This is a genomic window from Salinimicrobium terrae DSM 17865, assembly GCF_000424665.1.
Taxonomy (GTDB): Bacteria; Bacteroidota; Bacteroidia; order Flavobacteriales; family Flavobacteriaceae; genus Salinimicrobium; species Salinimicrobium terrae.
The window spans coordinates 65,166-82,407 of the sequence record NZ_AUKI01000020.1; the positions used below are offsets into that span (position 1 = coordinate 65,166).

Consider the following 17,242-nt stretch of genomic DNA (forward strand, 5'->3'; position numbering starts at 1 on the left):
TTAAGCAGGCCCCGCTAAGAAAAATCACAAAGAGATATTCACAAATTTTGTTTGGGTGAATTGGAATTGTTAACCAGACAAATGTAGACCTAGATTAATTTTCAGGGAAATCTTCGGAAGCCATTAGCTCCTCAATCTGCAATGTATGCCTGGATGTGTGTCCTGCTATGAACACAAAAGACTGGTAAGCATCTATGGGGCCTAAGGGAGAGTCGTTTATTCGGTTCCGTAACTCTTCTACTGGCATGTCTCGAATGTAATCCAACATCAATTTTCTTTGCAAAGCCAGGTCCTCAAGTGCTCTTTCAGGATTGGTGTACGCCCCTTTTCCTTCAAGTTCTACTGGTGCCTTAGCTTTGTGGCTGCGATCAATAATGGCCATTTTAAGATCATCATCAGAAAGTGTTATTTCCGGCCTTCTTTCAGGATTGGCAGGTTTTTGCATTTGTTCCTTTACCATTCCAAAAATCATTTCTTCTGTAAGGATAATATGTTCCAGTACCTGACTTACAGACCATGCTTCTTCAGAAGATTTGTACTGCATTTGATTGGCAGTAAGTCCGCCGACCTGGTTTTGTAAGTCATCATTTGTCTGCTGAAAATAGTTCAACAGCAATTCTCTGTCATCTTTTTCTAATATTTCTTTCCCTGTTGTACACCTGTTTATTTCAGCTTCAGTCTTGCTGAAAAAAAAGAAGACGAGGGTGGTAAATATTAATAATATCTTTTTCATAGCTTGATTAGATTATTTTTTTTACTGAAAAACCTGATTCAATTTTAATTTCTCTCCACATAATTTTTGAAATTATCTAAAATTGCCTGCCAGCCGTTTCTTTGCATTTCTGCGGAATGAGACTTGTCGGCATCGAAAGTTTCCTCAATAATTGTGGAATTTCCTTTCTTGCTGAAGTATACGTGCGTTTTACGGCCATCACTCAGGGTATAAGAAATCTTCTTATATGGTTCAACTTTATTATAAACCCCTTCGAAATCAAAGCCGTGACTGCCGTCTTTTGCTTCCATTCTATATGAGAACTTTCCATTTTCTTTAAGATCGTTTTTGGCTGCAGGTGAGTGCCAGTCCGAATTCGCAAAATTCCATTGAGTAATATGCTTCGGCTCTGTCCAGTACTTCCAAACTTTGTCTGCCGGGGCGTTAATTTCTGTTTTTACTGAAATCTTCTGGTTTTCCTGTTTTTCTATCTCCGCCAGATCTTTCAGTTTTTCGAAAGCCTTCGGCCAGGCCTTATCAAAGTAATCCTCGTGGCCTTCATCAAGGTCCAGTTTAACGGTAAGCTGAGTTTTCTCCCCGTTCTCCTTCAGAATATATATCTCCTCTGCCCCGCTCCATGCTTTGACCATTGGACTTTCAAAATCTTCCTTCCCGTTTTTGTCCACCATTCCCAGGTGTATAAAAACCATTTTTTCAGGTTCCTTTTTCTCCTGAATCCTGGCTACCATGCCTTCGTTTTCAGCATTCAGAAACAGAACTTTCCCGCCTTCTTTCCAATCGGTCTCCACTTTTGATCCTTCTGCAAAGGCCGAGGTCCATTCCACATAGGATTTTTCTCCCCAAAGTACTTCCCATAAGCGCTCGCGAGGAGCATTTATCGTTGTTTTATACTGCTTGCGTTTCATACGTTTTGATTTTCCTGGTTTTTAATAATTGATGGTAACTGAAATAAGAAATCATTAACACGGTCAGGGTTATGAGCGGGAAAAATACAGCCGCACCAAAGCCGTCAACAAAAAAGATACTCAGGGAGGCAAAAATAAAGTCGAAAGTAAAGCCGGCATAAGCCCATTCCTTTAATCGCTTCGGAAACTGCGGAAGGATTAGTGTAATGGCCCCCAGGATTTTAAAAATGTTCAACAGAGTTAGAAAATATTCAGGATAACCCAGGTGCAAAATTCCCTGCCTGGCCATTTCTGTATGGCCGGTGAGCGCAGGCATCACTCCCTGAAAAAGAAATATGAGGCCTGTGGAACTCCAAAAAATAATTTTTAACTTTTTCATAATAAGTGGTTTATTAAGGTGTCAAAAATGGCTTTTTTGAATAGGATTTTCCAGCGCCTCCAAATCTATCTTCTTCATTTTCATCATTGCTTCCATAGCGCGTTTTGCTTTTTCCTTATCAGGATCATTCAGCAGTTTTTCCATTCCCACCGGCACTACCTGCCAGGAAATTCCTAATTTATCTTTTAACCAGCCGCACTGCTGCGCCTGTGGATCACCTTCTTCGGTTAATCGCTCCCAGTACTTATCGATCTCCTGCTGATCTTCACACTGAATCATAAGTGAGATTGCTTCATTGAAAGGAAAATCGTTTTCCATCCCGCTGTCCATTGCCATAAAGGTTTCCCCTCTTAGCTGAAACTGTGCATGCTTCACCCCTCCCAATGCATACTCATTATTATCCTCTTTCTCATATTTCATGATTCCCTCAACTTTGGAATCCTCAAAAACTGAAGTATAGAATTTTATTGACTCTTCTGCTTTTCCATGACTGTCACCGGTGAAGAAGAGTAAGGGACAAATTCTTTGCTCCGGCTTGTATTCGCTGTCATCTATCATAAGCTGCCAGCTAAGGCCGTAGCGATCCTGCAACCAACCATATTTAGAGCTCCAGTCATAAGTATCTAAGGGTAACAGTGCCTCTCCCCCTTCTAAAAGGGCATTCCACACCTGCTTTATTTCCTCTTCATCCCTACACATTACAAAAAGTGAAATTGAAGGATTGAACTTAAAATGTGGCCCTCCATTTAAGGCCAGCAATTGATATCCTTCCAGCTCAAAAGCCATAGTCATGATCGATACCGGCTCCTTCTGGTGAATGTCCTGTCCCGCTTCAGAATAACGGGTTTGGGAATGAATTTTTGAATTTCTAAAGATGGAGGAGTAAAATTTTACAGCCTCTTCCGCCTCTGTATCAAACCAAAGGCAGGGAACAATCTTTTGCTTTATCTCTTTCATGGCTTGTTATTTTTGTTGCTCTTTAATTGCTACCACATAGGAAGTCATTCTTTTAACCTTTGGTGATTTCATACCGTTAAGGACGTAGAAATCTGCAAAACCAAAACTTTTGATCTCTCCCGAAGGTTCCTTGATCTTCATTCTTCCGTTGGCCGCTGCAGTCCGGCCATGAGTGATGATTTGCTGCAGCTCCAGTTCCAGGGTCTCAACCTTGCTCATAGGTATCAAAAATTCCCTGACTTCCTCTTTTCCCTTCACAGTCTTCTCTCCTGTAAAATTCCATACAATATCATCGGCCATACTGTTTAGGATAAAATCGAGGTCATTCTTCGAAAAAGCCTCATTAAAATCTCTGATGAATTCTTCCTTTTCTCTCATTACTTCTGAAATTTTGGTTTTAGTAAAGCTACCTGAAATCGGAAAGGAAACTAAGGGGGATTTACGTCAACTTGTAGGGGGAATTGCGACATTTTTTTTGACAACACAAGTTAAAAGTTTTTAGGTAAATTTATAACTTACTTAATACCTGAAGCTTATGCCTAAGCATGTGTCGATTTTAATTCCCAGAGGCCACACCAGCCTGGTCAACATTGTAGGAGCTCACCAGATCCTCAATCAGGTAAATTCCTTCCTTATAGATAAAGAAAAACCTGTAAAGTTCAAGGTGGAACTGGTGGGAATATCAAAACCAACAGATCAAACTAATGGACTTTTCACTGTTCATCCTGAAAAGATTATTTCTGATGTTTCCAAAACCGATCTAATTATAATTCCTGCGGTCCATGATGATCCTGAAGTTGCTTATTCCAACAACAAAGAATTTGTTCCCTGGCTGAAGCAGCAGTATAAGAATGGTGCCGAAATTGCCAGCTTTTGCGTAGCAGCTTTTTTCCTCGCATCCACCGGACTTTTGGACGGCAGGCAATGTTCTACCCATTGGATCCATGCCGACGGATTCAGACAAATGTTTCCGAAGGTAGACCTGGTAGATGATAAGATCATGACCGAAGATCATGGCATTTATACTAGTGGTGGTGCCTACTCTTACCTCAACCTGCTGCTATATCTTGTGGAAAAATTCTGTGGCCGGGACATTGCGATTTTGACCGCCAAGACTTTTATGATAGATATTGATAAAGCAAGCCAGTCTCCTTTTATAATGTTTCAGGGGCAAAAAGCTCATGATGATATATTGGTGCAAAAAGCCCAGGATTACATTGAAAAAAATTTCGAGGAGAAGATACAGGTAGAAAAGCTTGCCCAAAAGTTCGCCTTAAGCAGGAGAAGTCTGGAACGCCGCTTTAAAAAAGCCACTCACAATACTATAACCACTTATATACAACGGGTAAAGGTGGAAGCCGCAAAGCGGAGCCTTGAAAATTCACGGGATAACGTCAATGAAGTAATGTATGGAATTGGATATTCCGACGAGAAATCCTTCCGGAACACTTTTAAAAAGATCACCGGGATTTCTCCTGTCCAATACCGCAACAAATACAAAACTGTGCCGGGACGGGCGTAGGATATAATTATAGTTCTCGGTAGCCAGAGATTCTTTTCGGAAGTAATACCGAAAATGACATTTTTGAAACCTGATCTCCACAGTTATTCACCAACCTTTTAACAGTTTTCCATTTTATTTTTCTTCATAAAACTATTTTAGTTTAATTTTTCTTCGATATTTGTGACTAATCAAATATTAATAAAAATTATTTAATGTGTGCGGAATTGTATGTGCTTTCGACCTAAAGGAAGCTTCTGAAACCCTAAGACCCCAATTATTGAACATGGCTAAATGTCTGCGTCACCGCGGGCCCGACTGGAGCGGGATCTACAGCAATGAGAAGGCCATTTTAGCTCACGAACGCCTGGCGATAGTCGACCCGACTTCGGGTAAGCAACCCTTAATTAGTGAAGATCAAAACCTGATCCTTGCTGCCAACGGTGAAATTTATAATCATCGGGAGCTAAGAAAACAGTTTGAAGGAAGATATAATTTCCAAACGGAATCAGATTGTGAAGTTATACTTCCGCTTTACCGGGAGAAAGGCCCGAAGTTTCTGGATGAAATGAACGGGATCTTTGGGTTTGCAGTTTATGATGTGGAAAATGATGACTATTTTATTGCCCGAGATCATATGGGAATTATCCCATTGTACATAGGCTGGGATGCAAATGGAACCTTTTATGTGGCTTCAGAATTAAAAGCTCTGGAAGGTCATTGTAACAAAATTGAATTATTCCCTCCGGGACATTATCTATCCAGCAAAGAGGAAGGTTTTCAACGTTGGTACCAGAGGGACTGGATGGATTACGAGAATGTAAAGGATAATGAGACCAGTATTGCTGAACTACGGAAAGCCCTGGAAGACGCGGTTCACCGGCAGTTGATGAGTGATGTGCCTTACGGAGTATTATTGTCCGGCGGACTGGACTCCTCTATTACTTCAGCTTTGGCTAAAAAATATTCCGATAAAAGAATTGAGAGCGGGGATACAGATGCTGCCTGGTGGCCGCGCCTGCACTCCTTCGCCATTGGCCTTGAAGGTTCCCCGGACCTGGCCGCTGCAAAAAAAGTAGCTGAACATCTTGATACGGTACATCACGAGATAAAATTCACCATTCAGGAAGGTATCGATGCCATAAGGGATGTTGTGTACCAACTGGAGACTTATGATGTCACTACCATTCGTGCCTCCACTCCTATGTATCTAATGGCCCGTGCTATTAAGGCAATGGGGATTAAAATGGTGCTTTCGGGAGAAGGCGCCGATGAGATCTTTGGTGGTTATTTGTACTTCCATAAAGCTCCCAATGCCAAAGAATTTCACGAGGAGACGGTAAGGAAACTGGATAAACTTCATCAATATGACTGCCTGCGGGCAAATAAATCCCTTTGTGCCTGGGGAATTGAAGGGAGGGTGCCATTCCTGGACAAGGAATTTATGGACGTGGCCATGAGGATAAATCCGCAGGATAAGATGATCAATGGGGAGCGCATGGAAAAATGGGTGCTGCGAAAAGCCTTTGAAGATTACCTGCCTGCAAGTGTCGCATGGAGACAAAAAGAACAATTTTCTGACGGGGTTGGATATAGTTGGATAGATACTCTTAAAGAAATGGTGAATGCGCAGGTTAGCGATGAGCAACTAAAAAATGCACATTTCAGATTCCCTGTACAACCGCCTAAGAGCAAGGAGGAATTTTTCTACCGCTCTGTGTTTTCTGAACATTTCCCCAGCGATGCTGCAGCCTTGTCTGTTCCTTCTGTACCATCTGTGGCTTGTAGTACGCCTACTGCCCTGGAATGGGATGAATCTTTCAGAAATTTGAATGATCCTTCAGGAAGAGCTGTTGCTAACGTACATTCCGATGCGTACAAGAAAGAAATGCGAAATGCTGCTCTTTAAAAAAGGGCTTTGAACCTGATTAATTTCAATAAAAATACTGGCAAAGATAAACCCCTCAGTGAAATTTCATTGAGGGGTTTTATTTAATTGGTGTTAGATCAAATCCGGTCCCGAACTTCGTACATAATTGGTAAGGAATATTCAACGGCAACGGGTTTATCTCTTTGCCTGCCGGGAATCATTTTAGGTAGAAGATTGACCACACGTTGTGCTTCCTCTTCCAGTCTCTTATTAGGTGCTCTGACACGAACATCGGCCACATCTCCGTGTTCGTTGATCTTAAACACAACAAAGATCCTGTTCATCCCTGTAATTCCCAATTCTTCACTTATGCCGACATCGAAATGTTTCCTTACATGGGCATCAATTTTTTGAGACATGCACTTCTTCTGCTCCTCCTTATTCTTTATATCTTCACAGCCCGGGAAGGTAGGGATCTGTTGAACCACCATAAAGGGTATTTTTTCAATTTCCTCCTCCTCCTCTTCAAAGGCGACTTCTTCTACCTCCACTATCTCTATTTTATCATCCTGAGTGCTTTCTGTAGACCGAATTTTCGTCTCCTCGACCTCTGCTTTATCTTCTACGACTTCTATTACCTCGGGCATTGGTGGTGGAGGTGGCGGAGGTGGCGGGGGCGGTGTGTTGAGCTGAGTAATAGGAATGTCCTCCTGATCGAAATCGGTTACCTGCACTTCCACCAGATCCAGGTCTTCATTTTGACTGAAATCCCACTCCAATCCTAAATAAGTGAGACTGAGCATTATGATCAATCCTACCTGGAAAAATATCAGACTGTTTTTACCGAGATCTGCCTTTGGATTTTTCTTGACTTGCATAACAGTAGATTTAGAAGTTAATAACTAAATCATTATAATTTTAAGGGTCTCCCCTTTTTAAAAATCTATTTTTTAGATTCTCCTCCATCTTCATTTTTTCAGTCTCCAGGCACCTATATTACCTGTTTAATTACAGGAGAAAATTATGGTAGTTCTTCATCAATATTCTTGAAAACATGCATCTAAAACCATATTAAAGATAGAGACAGTATATGGGTTAAAGAATGATATTTGTCATCAAGATTTAATTAAAAAGAGTAATAAAAAAGAGCCGATTCTCGACAGGCTCTCTTTTGTCCATAATATGTTCATCCAGACCATAGGTATTACCTGTTCGGCGGTAGGATATTGCCCGCCGTAGGGGTGTTCGGTATAAATGTTTGAAAACAATTCTTTTCTTGCCTGTGTTTCCGCTCTCGATAAGACACACTAAAGTTTCGGTTCCTGTCTTATTTTAGCGCTCAACCTCACTTTCAGCCAATTTTGGATATACGAGTAAATCTCCAGGCTTTCCTAAAACTGAGAATCAAATTTTAATTCTTTGTTCCCAAAAATTTAATCTGAAAGCCCGAACCCCGAATTCTTAAACTTTAAGCGGTGAACTCTTAAACTTGAATTTATATTGTTTCATTTTGCTTATATTCCGACTCAGGACATCTTTTAGAATCCTATAAATATTCGTTATGCAGTTGTGGTGAAAAAGTCGTCAAAACTACTTTTCAGCAATTCCAATTCTGCCGATAACCATTTGACCTGGATAAAAACCTAGGAGATTGATTTTTACTTTTAATTTATTAAGTATTTAATGGCAGACGCAGATAGATCCCCTATGGATTCGGGAGAAAATGATATAAAAGAAAAATTCGATTTCATTCAGAAAGTGGCCAACCTGAGTCCTAACATCCTGTTTGTTATTGACCTGCAGGAAAAAAAGGTAATTTTTATAAGTAAAAAGGTTAAAGAGCTGCTGGGTTATGATTCTGAATATTTTCTAAACAAGGGTTCCGATATTTTCCAGATCATTCTCCATCCAGATGATTATGAGCGGCGTATAGATAACCTCGAAAAGTGTAAATCACTTTCGGGGGAGGAAGAGTGTGAAATAGAGGTTCGATTACGTGCCGACGAAAATCAATGGGAGTGGTACAGGATTAAGGAGAAAATTTTTAAACAAGACCAAAACGGCAAAGTTTCTCATATCCTGGGTATCGCTCAAAATATTCATGAGCAAAAATTAGGAGAAGAAAAATTACAGGAAGAGCACAGAAGACTTCAAAATGCTCAGAAGATTGGTCATATTGGAAGTTTTGAAAGAGAACTCCCGGGAAATCTTCTAAAAGGGTCAAAAGAATTTTTTAATATTCTGGGCATTGAACCACGGCAGGAGGGCATTACTCTTGAGGAATTTTATTCTTATGTACATTCTGAAGATTTACAACCTCTTATAGATGCGGTAGACACCACACATACCACAGGACAGCCTGTTGACACCCTCACCCGTTTTGTTCGTCCCGATCAAACAATAAGGCATATTCATCGAAGAGCAGCAATAACTTATGATGATAACGGAGTACCACTTCGGGTTTATGGTACAATGCAGGACATTACAGAGAGAGTGCAGGCAGAGAAAAAAAGAAAAAGAGCAGAAAAGCTGATGCGCTCTACCGAAATTCTAGCCGGAATGGGTAGTTATGAGCTTGACCTTAAAACCAATGCAGCTTATTTTTCTGACGGGCTATACCACATCTTTGGAGAAGAACCCGGTGCTTTTACTCCTTCAATGGAGTGGGTAGACAAACGTTCACACCCCGATGATAATTCCAAGGTCCATGATATTATTAACCGCGCAATCGATGAAAAGAGTAATTATACTTACATTCGAAGGATCTATAAAAAAGATGGCAGTCTTAGAATACTCGAGGCACAGGGAAGAATTATTACCAATTCCCGGGGAGAAATTAGCAGGATAATTGGTCTTGTTCAGGATATAACAGAAAGAAGAAAGGCAGAAGAAGAGATTCGTAAAAGCGAGGATAAGAACCGTAACCTCTTAAGAGTTCTGCAAAATGCACCTGATTCTTACCTGGTGCTTTCCCCAGATTTCCGAATCAAGATGGTGAGTGATGCGTATTTACATGCCACAGACACAAAGCGTGAGAACATTACGGGAAAATATATCTTTGATGTATTCCCCGATAATCCCAATTTAAAAGAAGCGACCAGCGTCAAAACCCTTAAAACTTCTCTGGAAAAAGTTCTGAAGACAAAGAAACTGGATCGCTTGCCTATACTCCAGTATGATGTCCCCAACGGGAAAGGTGGGTTTGTGGAAAAATACTGGATTCCCAATAATTCTCCTGTACTTGATTCAAGAGGAGAAGTGGATTATATTATTCACCGGGCTTTGGATGTTACAGAAGTCATGAATGAAAAGGCCACTTTTAAAGGCCTGGTTTCCGAAAGTGAAATGCTTAAGACCTCTCTAGAGGAAATTAAGTTGCAGGCGCAACAACTGAAAGAAAACAGGGCCCTGCTGCAGTCTGTTTTTGACGCCTCCCCCAATTCCATAATTTTATATAAGACCCTGTATGATCAAAATGGAGAACCTGAAGACTTTGAGTTTTTTATGGTCAACGAATTTAATTATCTAACTCTTAAATTACCGCGCGATCTCATAGGAAAGCGGTACTCTGAATTCTTTCCTAATGTTCATCCTACCGGCATTCTTGACCAATTCAAAAATACTGCAATTACAGGTGAACCCGCAGATTTTGAAGTCTGGTACGAGGGACAGGGGTTACAAAACTGGTTCCATTTTAGACTGGCTAAACTGGGTGATCTCCTGCTCGCCACCGCCGAAGATATTACGGAGCGTAAGGAAGCTGAAAAAGAACTGCTTCAACTAAAAGAAGAACTTACTGAAAGAGCTACAGACAAGTACAGAAAAATAATAAATTCCATGGATGAAGCCTTTTGCCTCCTGGAGATCATCAGGGACGATTCTGGAACTTGTGTAGATTACAGGTACCTGGAGGCCAATCCGGTTTTCGAAGTTCAAACAGGTTTGAAAAATGTTGTTGGCCGTACTATGAATGAACTTGTCCCGAATATTGAGGATCACTGGAAAAAAATCTATGGAGAAGTTGCCTCGACCGGGGTGTCCATACGATTTGAAGATTACAGCGATGCTATGGAAAGATGGTTCGATGTTAACGCATTCAGAATTGATGCCCCCAATGAGCAGCATGTTGCAGTGATGTTTAAGGATATCACAGATCGAAAAGAAGCAGAAGAGCGCAAATCTTTCTTACTTGACCTAAATGATGCAGTACGACCGTTAGAGGAACCTGCAAAAATTCAGGAGACAGCAATGCAGATCCTGGGAAGGCATCTGGAAGTTAGCAGAGCTTATTATTCCGAAATATTTGAAGATGAAGATACCCTAACAGAAAGAAAGGGATATGTAAATAATATTGAACCATTAAAGGGTCAAGTGAAAATTTCTGATTTTAGTCCTGAACTTCACCAGCAGTTTAAGGACGGAAAAACCCTTGTACTTGAAGATCTGCTCAAAGTGTATGAAAATGACGGGAAGGCCAGGAACAGGGTAGGCGCTTCACAGGTTCGGGCTATAATTGCAGTACCCCTGGTAAGGAATGGCAGGTTAGTAGCGGTTGTAGCTGTTCAGCAAAAAAATCCGCGGCGATGGACTTCTCAGGAGGTAACCCTTGTTGAGGAAGTTTGTGAACAAACATGGGCTGCTATAGAAAAGGCCCAGGCAGAAAAATCTTTAAGGGAAAGCGAGCAACGTTTCCGAAACCTGGTGGAATCTTCTGCACTTGCAGTGTGGGAAACTGAACCCGACGGAACTGTAAAGAAAGACAGTACTTCGTGGCGTGATTTTACCGGGCAGAGTTATGAAGAATGGATAGGGAAAGGCTGGGCAAATGCAGTCCATAAAGAAGACAGGGCTTATATCGAGAGTCAATGGAAAAAATCAATAACCACACAGACGAAATTTGACGAGGAATTCAGACTTGTTGATTTTTCAGGAGATTCCAGATGGGTAAGTGTAAAGGCTATTCCCATTCTTGACATTGAAGGCAATGTCACAAAATGGTCTGGTATGAACATCGATATTCATGACAGGAAACAGGCCGAAGAAGCTTTGATCCACGCCAAAGAAGATGCCGAAGCGGCTTCAAGGGCGAAGGAAGATTTCCTGTCCACCATGAGTCATGAAATTCGCACTCCCTTAAATGCAGTCATAGGCCTTACAAATCTACTGTTGGATAGAAATCCCAGAGAAGACCAGAAGGAAAACTTGAATTCTCTTCATTTTTCTGCTAAAAATCTGCTTGCCCTAATCAATGATATTTTGGACTTCAGTAAACTGGAAGCAGGAAAAGCAGAATTAACAATAACCAGTTTTGACCTCCCCGGACTCTTACTGAATCTTAAACAGGCACACCAACCTTTGGCGGATGACAAGAAAACAAAACTGGAACTACATATAGATAAAAGCATTCCTGATCGCATTGCTGCAGACCAACTCAAGCTTTCCCAGGTGCTCCATAACCTCGTAAATAACGCAGTGAAATTTACTGCCAATGGAACAGTAAGTATTTCTGTAGATCTTCAACAGCAGAATAAGGATGATCTCTTTTTAAAGTTTGAAATAAAAGATACGGGGATTGGAATTTCCGAAGAGAAGTTAGAGCATATTTTTGAAAAATTTACCCAGGCAGAGAGCTCTACAGTACGTCAATATGGAGGCACAGGTCTGGGGCTTAGCATAACCCGCCTCCTGCTTGAGTTAATGGGCAGCGAAATAAAACTGCATAGCACGCCCGGTAAAGGATCGCGTTTTTATTTTAGCTTACCAGTTAAAAAGGCCAAGTTGGGAGCTGCTTCACCTACTTTTTCTATTACGTCGGAAAACTTCAAAGATTTGCGAAATCTTAAGGTGTTGCTGGTAGAGGATGTGGAGATCAACAGGAAGATCATCATCCAGTTTCTGGAGAACTGGTGGCAGCTAAAACCTGATGAAGCTAAAAATGGTAAGGAGGCTATAGAAATGGCCAGCAAAAATCATTACGACATGATCCTTATGGATATTAGAATGCCTGTGATGGATGGTTATGAAGCTACTTACGAGATAAGAAAATTTTCGGGATATAAAGATGTGCCTATCCTTGCCCTTACTGCCGACAAAAACCAGGAAGTGGAACAGGCAGATCACGAAACCAGGTTTAGTGGACTTTTAACGAAACCATTCGAGCCCCTTGATCTAAAGAAAAAGATCCTGCTTCATCTTCCCGTTTCCAATGGAGAAATTGAAAATAATGAAGAACAGACCTCTTCAAAAGTTCCTTCTGAATTGTCTTCAGAAAAAGACTCTGAAGGATTCAAGGATGAAAAGGAGGATCCTCTTTTTGAAATTTCCAGATATACAGAGATAGCCGGTGAGAATGAGGAGATACTGAAAAAACTCCTTTCGAATTCTATTAAAAGTCTGCAACTGTATCAAAAGGAATTTACAACTGCGGCAAATGAGAAAAATTTAGTTGGCCTTTCCGATCTTGTTCACAAGAACACGACCTCCCTGCATTACCTGCAGGCCAATGGTCTCACTAAGAAAATTAATGAGTTCAGGGAAATCCTGACAAACTCAGATTCAGATTTAGAGGAAAAACAAAAAGAAATTCTGCGAGAGTTCAGATCAATTATTGCCGGTCTGGAAGATTTAAGAAAATAGGTGATCTGTTTATAGAGGGTCTGTTTTAAAACAATTAACTCTCATCCTGACTTTACTGGCAGGTTTCAATTACCATTTCTTCATATTTTTCCAATACCTGTTTTTTGCCGGCTGAATGGAAATTGCCAATCCCCCACCGGAAGCCAGGTTCTGGTGAAGTTTAGATTCCAAATTCACCAGTACCTTTCTTATAGTGTAGCTATGATCAAGATACTTAAGATTTTGTAGGCAAATCAAATGCCGTCGCTTCGTGTTCAAAGTGGCCGCGATGGGAACCATCACAAAAAGGTTTATTGGCAGACCTGCCGCAGCGGCATAGACTCACCTTTTCCCTCCCTCCCAGATGGTATTCCTTTCCGTTCTTATCAACTATTTGAAAGTCCCCGTCAATGATGAGGGAGCCATTATTGTTCACGGTAATTTTTGTCTTTGACATTTTATAGAATTTAAAATGCAATATAACCTCTTTTGTCCGGAACAAAAATAGAAACTGGTCAACCTCCTGGAGTCCTTTCTTCTGCCTGATTTTTAAAAAACCAGCAAAACCTAAGTTATTATATCAGAAGAAGTTCCACTTGTTCCTACTCTGTTGCAAATTCTCTTTCAGCTACTTAATGAGAAGGGAAATATAACTTAAATATCGGCTTGATAACCGATAAACCAAATTATCGGGTTATTAAACGATATTTGCATATATCGGCTTTTAAACCGATATTGTGTTCATGAAAGCAGTTATTACAGGAGACATTATTAATTCCAGGATTGAGCTGGCAAGTCAATGGCTGCCAATACTAAAGAAGATTCTGCAACAGTTTGGGAAAAATCCTGAACAATGGGAAATTACCAGGGGAGATAGTTTTCAACTATTACTCGCACCAGAAGTAGCACTTTATGCTGCCTTTCAAATAAAAGCAGGGATTAAGCAACTTCGGGATCTGGATGTTAGGATGGGCATAGGAATTGGAGAACAGGATCATGAAGCTTCAAAGATAAGTGAAGCTAACGGGCCAGCCTTTGTACGTTCAGGAGAATGCTTCGAAAATCTTAAGAAACAAAATCTGGGTATAATCACCGGAAATCCCGAAAAAGATGAAATTTTCAACCTGCTCCTTAACCTGGCCCTGCTTACGGCAAATAACTGGAGTTCTACAGTAGCCGAGACTATTAGCATTTTTCTTCAAAACCCGGAAAAGAGTCAGACAGAGCTGGCAAAACAGTTAAACAAATCACAGAGCAGCCTAAGTGAAGCTCTTAAAAGAGGTGGCTTTGATGAGATCATACAACTTGAAAATTTTTATCGTAAAGAAATCCACAGCTTATGACAGCTCTCGCCCTAAAATTGTTGCTGGCCCATTTGATCGGGGATTTTCTGTTACAACCTGACAGCTGGGTGGCTCAAAAAAGACAAAAAAAACATCGTTCTCCTTTACTTTACCTGCATATAGCCGTTCACGCCGGGACAATGCTGTTACTCCTTAATTTAAATCTCAATTATTGGTTAGGCATAATATTTATCTTAATTACCCATTACATAATAGATCTGTTAAAATTAAACTTCGAAACGCAGCATAATAGAGGTAAACTTTTTCTTATTGATCAATTAGCACATCTACTGGTGATTGCGGGGGTAGTTTATAGTTATCATCTCTTTGAAGTTCAATGGAAGAGCCTATTCGACTCTGTTGTTGTACTTTTCTTTATATGCATAATAATTTTGGGACCGGTGGCGGCAATTATTATGAGACTACTTATGGGTCGTTGGGTGTTGCCAGAAGACAATGAGGAAGACTCCCTGCCCCAGGCGGGAAAGTATATTGGCATACTCGAGCGATTTATGGTATTTGGATTCATTGTGCTCCAACAATGGCAGGCCATAGGATGGCTAATAGCCGCCAAATCAATATTGCGTTTTAGCGATCTCTCCCGGGCTAAAGACAGGAAACTAACAGAATATGTTCTTATTGGTACCCTGCTAAGCTTCGTCATGGCTATAATTACCGGGTTGCTTTATCTTTACATCAGTCAAAAAATTTAAATAAAATTTTCTACTTTAGAAGGAATGGAATTAATGATGTCAAATACTGCATGGGGTTTCGCCATAATAATGGGCATTGTGCTCATAGGCGTGATGATCTACACCTTTATAAAGCTGCGAAAGCAAGCAGGAAAAGCTGAAAAAGAAGAAAAAGAAAAGAAAAAGATCAATTAACAGTATCAAATATTGATTTCCATTTATCCGACGACAAATACCCGGTTACCAGACCTTAATTAACTATAATCATCTGACTCTGGCACAGTTGCTGTATATACTTAATGGATGCGGTAGAAACATTTATATCATTAACTACCGGCCAACTAAAACCAAAGTATATGAAGATGAAAAATTTTCCTCTGCTGATTACCTTATTTGCCCTGATATTAACTTCCTGTTCCAAAGATGATGAAGTCCTGGAAGAGAATACCAGCTCGAAGAATTTGGGAGAAACTACTGAAGTTAGCGAACTTGAGGTAGAAGAATTTATTTATGCCGGAATGAATGAAATTTATTTATATAAAGCTGATGTTCCTGTTCTCGCTGATAATTATTTCGGTACAGAGAATGAAAAGTTAGACTATCTCGCCGGTTCTGGCTCTCCTGAATCTCTTTTTAAAAGTCTTAAGTTTACTAATGATAGATTTAGCTTCATGACCGATGACTACAAAGCACTGGAAGATCGTTTTAATGGTGTGAGTAGTAGTACTGCAGGTATGCATTTCGGCCTTGGTCAAATTAGCGGTACCAACAATTTGTTTGGTTTTTTACAATATATTATTCCTAATACTCCTGCAGCAGAAGCCGGTCTTACCCGCGGAACAGTCTTTACGCAAATTAACGGTCAAAAAATGACCTCCAATAATCTTGAGACCTTACTCGACTCAGATTCCTTTACAATTAATATAGGAAAGGTCGAAGATGGCACTTTGGTCCTTACCGATGAGACTGTTACTCTTCACCAGGCTTCTTACACGGCCAATCCTATTCACATGGTGAAAACTCTTGATGTAGATGGAAAAAAAGTGGGTTACCTTATGTATAATAGTTTTATTGGAAATTTTGATGATGAATTGAATCTGGCTTTTGGAGAACTCAAAAATCAAGGTGTCGAGGAACTAATTCTTGATCTTAGGTACAATGGAGGTGGCGATGTGGTCTCGGCTGTAGATCTTGCAAGCATGATCACCGGGCAATTTGAGGGGAAAGTGTTTATGCAGGAAAAGTGGAATGATACCTACCAGGCATACTTTGAAGAGCATAAGCCCGAACGATTACTCAATCTTTTTGACGATGAAATTAGAACCGGGGCAAAGATTAACAGTCTGGGCCTATTAAAAGTTTATGTTCTGGCCACTGCCAGTACTGCTTCTGCCAGTGAATTAATTATTAATGGACTTGATCCCTATATTAATGTCGTCCACGTAGGAGAAAATACTACAGGGAAATTCCAGGCTTCAGTAACCCTTTATGACAGTGAAGATTTCTCAAAAGATAAAGAAATTAATAAAAATCATACCTATGCTTTACAGCCTCTTGTACTAAAATCGGCCAATGCGAATGGTATATCAGATTATATTAACGGTTTGGATCCGGATGTTGAATTATCAGAAAACATAAATAATCTGGGTACTTTAGGAGATCCTAATGAGCCTTTACTGCAGGCTGCTTTAAATCATATCAGGGGGATTTCGCAAATATCGGCGGCAGATGCAGGCCAGCAGAAAAAAGCTGAAAGTAACCTGAAGATCATAGGAGACGGGGAAATGTTTGAACCCCATTATCAGAGAATGTATCTTGATAAGGTACCTGATATTCTTCGAAGAAATTAATTTAAAGGATTAGCATAACTAAAATGACCTTCTGTTCAGGGAGGTCATTTTTTTTGATGACTAATTTTCTTAAAAAAGGGCCGTCCTGCACTTCAGTATTAATTTCTACACTTTCTGTAGAACAATTCAACAACTTTTGATTTTATCTATAACGGAATAGTAAGGCCTCTCGATAATATTCCTATTAAGATTTAATGTAAAATATCCTGCCCGAAAATACTTACAATTCCCAAAACTTCAGGAAACATGCAGCATATGAACATTTTGATTCCACTAATTGTAATAATAAATAATCCTCACAGCCGGATTTTTGATTCTGAATTAAAAAAATGGAATTGACATTGCTTATATAAAAGTGTGTAAAACCAACAGTTATGAAAGCAAGAGAAAAACGATT

At 40.2% G+C, this 17,242-nt stretch carries 14 protein-coding genes; 7 read left to right on the forward strand and 7 right to left on the reverse strand.

Annotation, left to right across the window (positions count from 1 at the left end; genetic code table 11):
• Positions 1–94 precede the first annotated feature (94 nt).
• The 5 genes from H148_RS0109405 to H148_RS0109425 are packed head-to-tail and all read right to left on the reverse strand — an operon-like array spanning position 95 to position 3,352.
• Entirely contained in the window at positions 95–733 is a 639-nt protein-coding gene (locus H148_RS0109405) for a DinB family protein (RefSeq protein ID WP_029034576.1), read from the reverse strand.
• Positions 734–777: 44 nt separating this feature from the next.
• Positions 778–1,638, reverse strand: coding sequence for an SRPBCC domain-containing protein (locus tag H148_RS19010; RefSeq protein ID WP_211222987.1), 861 nt, complete (start codon positions 1,636–1,638; stop codon positions 778–780).
• Complete coding sequence (locus H148_RS0109415) at positions 1,619–2,017, reverse strand: DoxX family protein (protein ID WP_029034578.1); 399 nt, start codon at positions 2,015–2,017, stop codon at positions 1,619–1,621. Before H148_RS0109415 ends, H148_RS19010 begins: the two co-directional genes overlap by 20 nt.
• Positions 2,018–2,038: 21 nt before the next feature.
• Positions 2,039–2,974 carry a VOC family protein gene (locus H148_RS0109420; RefSeq protein ID WP_037324974.1) on the reverse strand — a complete coding sequence of 312 codons (936 nt, stop codon included), beginning with the start codon at positions 2,972–2,974 and terminating at the stop codon, positions 2,039–2,041.
• 6 nt (positions 2,975–2,980) lie between these two features.
• Positions 2,981–3,352 (reverse strand): nuclear transport factor 2 family protein, encoded by a 372-nt coding sequence (locus H148_RS0109425; RefSeq protein WP_037324977.1) that lies wholly within the window; start codon positions 3,350–3,352, stop codon positions 2,981–2,983.
• A gap of 157 nt (positions 3,353–3,509) precedes the next feature.
• On the opposite strand from H148_RS0109425, the gene H148_RS0109435 reads away from it, so the two are divergent.
• Together H148_RS0109435 and asnB are read left to right on the forward strand one after the other, a co-directional pair.
• A complete protein-coding gene (locus tag H148_RS0109435; RefSeq protein WP_037324979.1) occupies positions 3,510–4,496 on the forward strand; it encodes a GlxA family transcriptional regulator in 987 nt (328 codons plus the stop codon).
• Positions 4,497–4,692: 196 nt separating this feature from the next.
• Positions 4,693–6,384 carry an asparagine synthase B gene (gene asnB, locus H148_RS0109440; protein ID WP_029034582.1) on the forward strand — a complete coding sequence of 564 codons (1,692 nt, stop codon included), beginning with the start codon at positions 4,693–4,695 and terminating at the stop codon, positions 6,382–6,384.
• A 98-nt stretch (positions 6,385–6,482) separates the two neighbouring features.
• Here asnB and H148_RS0109445 read toward each other — a convergent pair whose 3' ends face one another.
• The gene (locus H148_RS0109445) at positions 6,483–7,223 is read right to left on the reverse strand and encodes an energy transducer TonB (protein WP_029034583.1); all 741 of its coding nucleotides are present in this window, start codon (positions 7,221–7,223) and stop codon (positions 6,483–6,485) included.
• Positions 7,224–8,028: 805 nt separating this feature from the next.
• Between H148_RS0109445 and H148_RS18350 the strand changes: the two genes are divergently transcribed.
• Positions 8,029–12,981, forward strand: coding sequence for a PAS domain S-box protein (locus H148_RS18350; protein WP_051286350.1), 4,953 nt, complete (start codon positions 8,029–8,031; stop codon positions 12,979–12,981).
• A 214-nt stretch (positions 12,982–13,195) separates the two neighbouring features.
• Here the strand turns inward: H148_RS18350 and H148_RS0109460 are convergent, their stop codons facing one another.
• On the reverse strand, positions 13,196–13,417 hold the full coding sequence (locus H148_RS0109460) for a CDGSH iron-sulfur domain-containing protein (RefSeq protein ID WP_029034584.1): 222 nt from the start codon (positions 13,415–13,417) through the stop codon (positions 13,196–13,198).
• A gap of 286 nt (positions 13,418–13,703) precedes the next feature.
• Between H148_RS0109460 and H148_RS0109465 the strand changes: the two genes are divergently transcribed.
• From H148_RS0109465 to H148_RS0109480, 4 genes are all read left to right on the forward strand, one after another.
• The gene (locus H148_RS0109465; protein ID WP_029034585.1) at positions 13,704–14,303 is read left to right on the forward strand and encodes a SatD family protein; all 600 of its coding nucleotides are present in this window, start codon (positions 13,704–13,706) and stop codon (positions 14,301–14,303) included.
• Positions 14,300–15,016 carry a DUF3307 domain-containing protein gene (locus H148_RS0109470; RefSeq protein WP_029034586.1) on the forward strand — a complete coding sequence of 239 codons (717 nt, stop codon included), beginning with the start codon at positions 14,300–14,302 and terminating at the stop codon, positions 15,014–15,016. Before H148_RS0109465 ends, H148_RS0109470 begins: the two co-directional genes overlap by 4 nt.
• Positions 15,017–15,049: 33 nt before the next feature.
• Positions 15,050–15,190: a hypothetical protein gene (locus tag H148_RS18615; RefSeq protein WP_156877237.1), complete on the forward strand. Its 141-nt coding sequence runs from the start codon at positions 15,050–15,052 to the stop codon at positions 15,188–15,190.
• A gap of 167 nt (positions 15,191–15,357) precedes the next feature.
• Entirely contained in the window at positions 15,358–16,845 is a 1,488-nt protein-coding gene (locus tag H148_RS0109480) for a S41 family peptidase (RefSeq protein WP_245583413.1), read from the forward strand.
• Positions 16,846–17,242 lie beyond the last annotated feature (397 nt).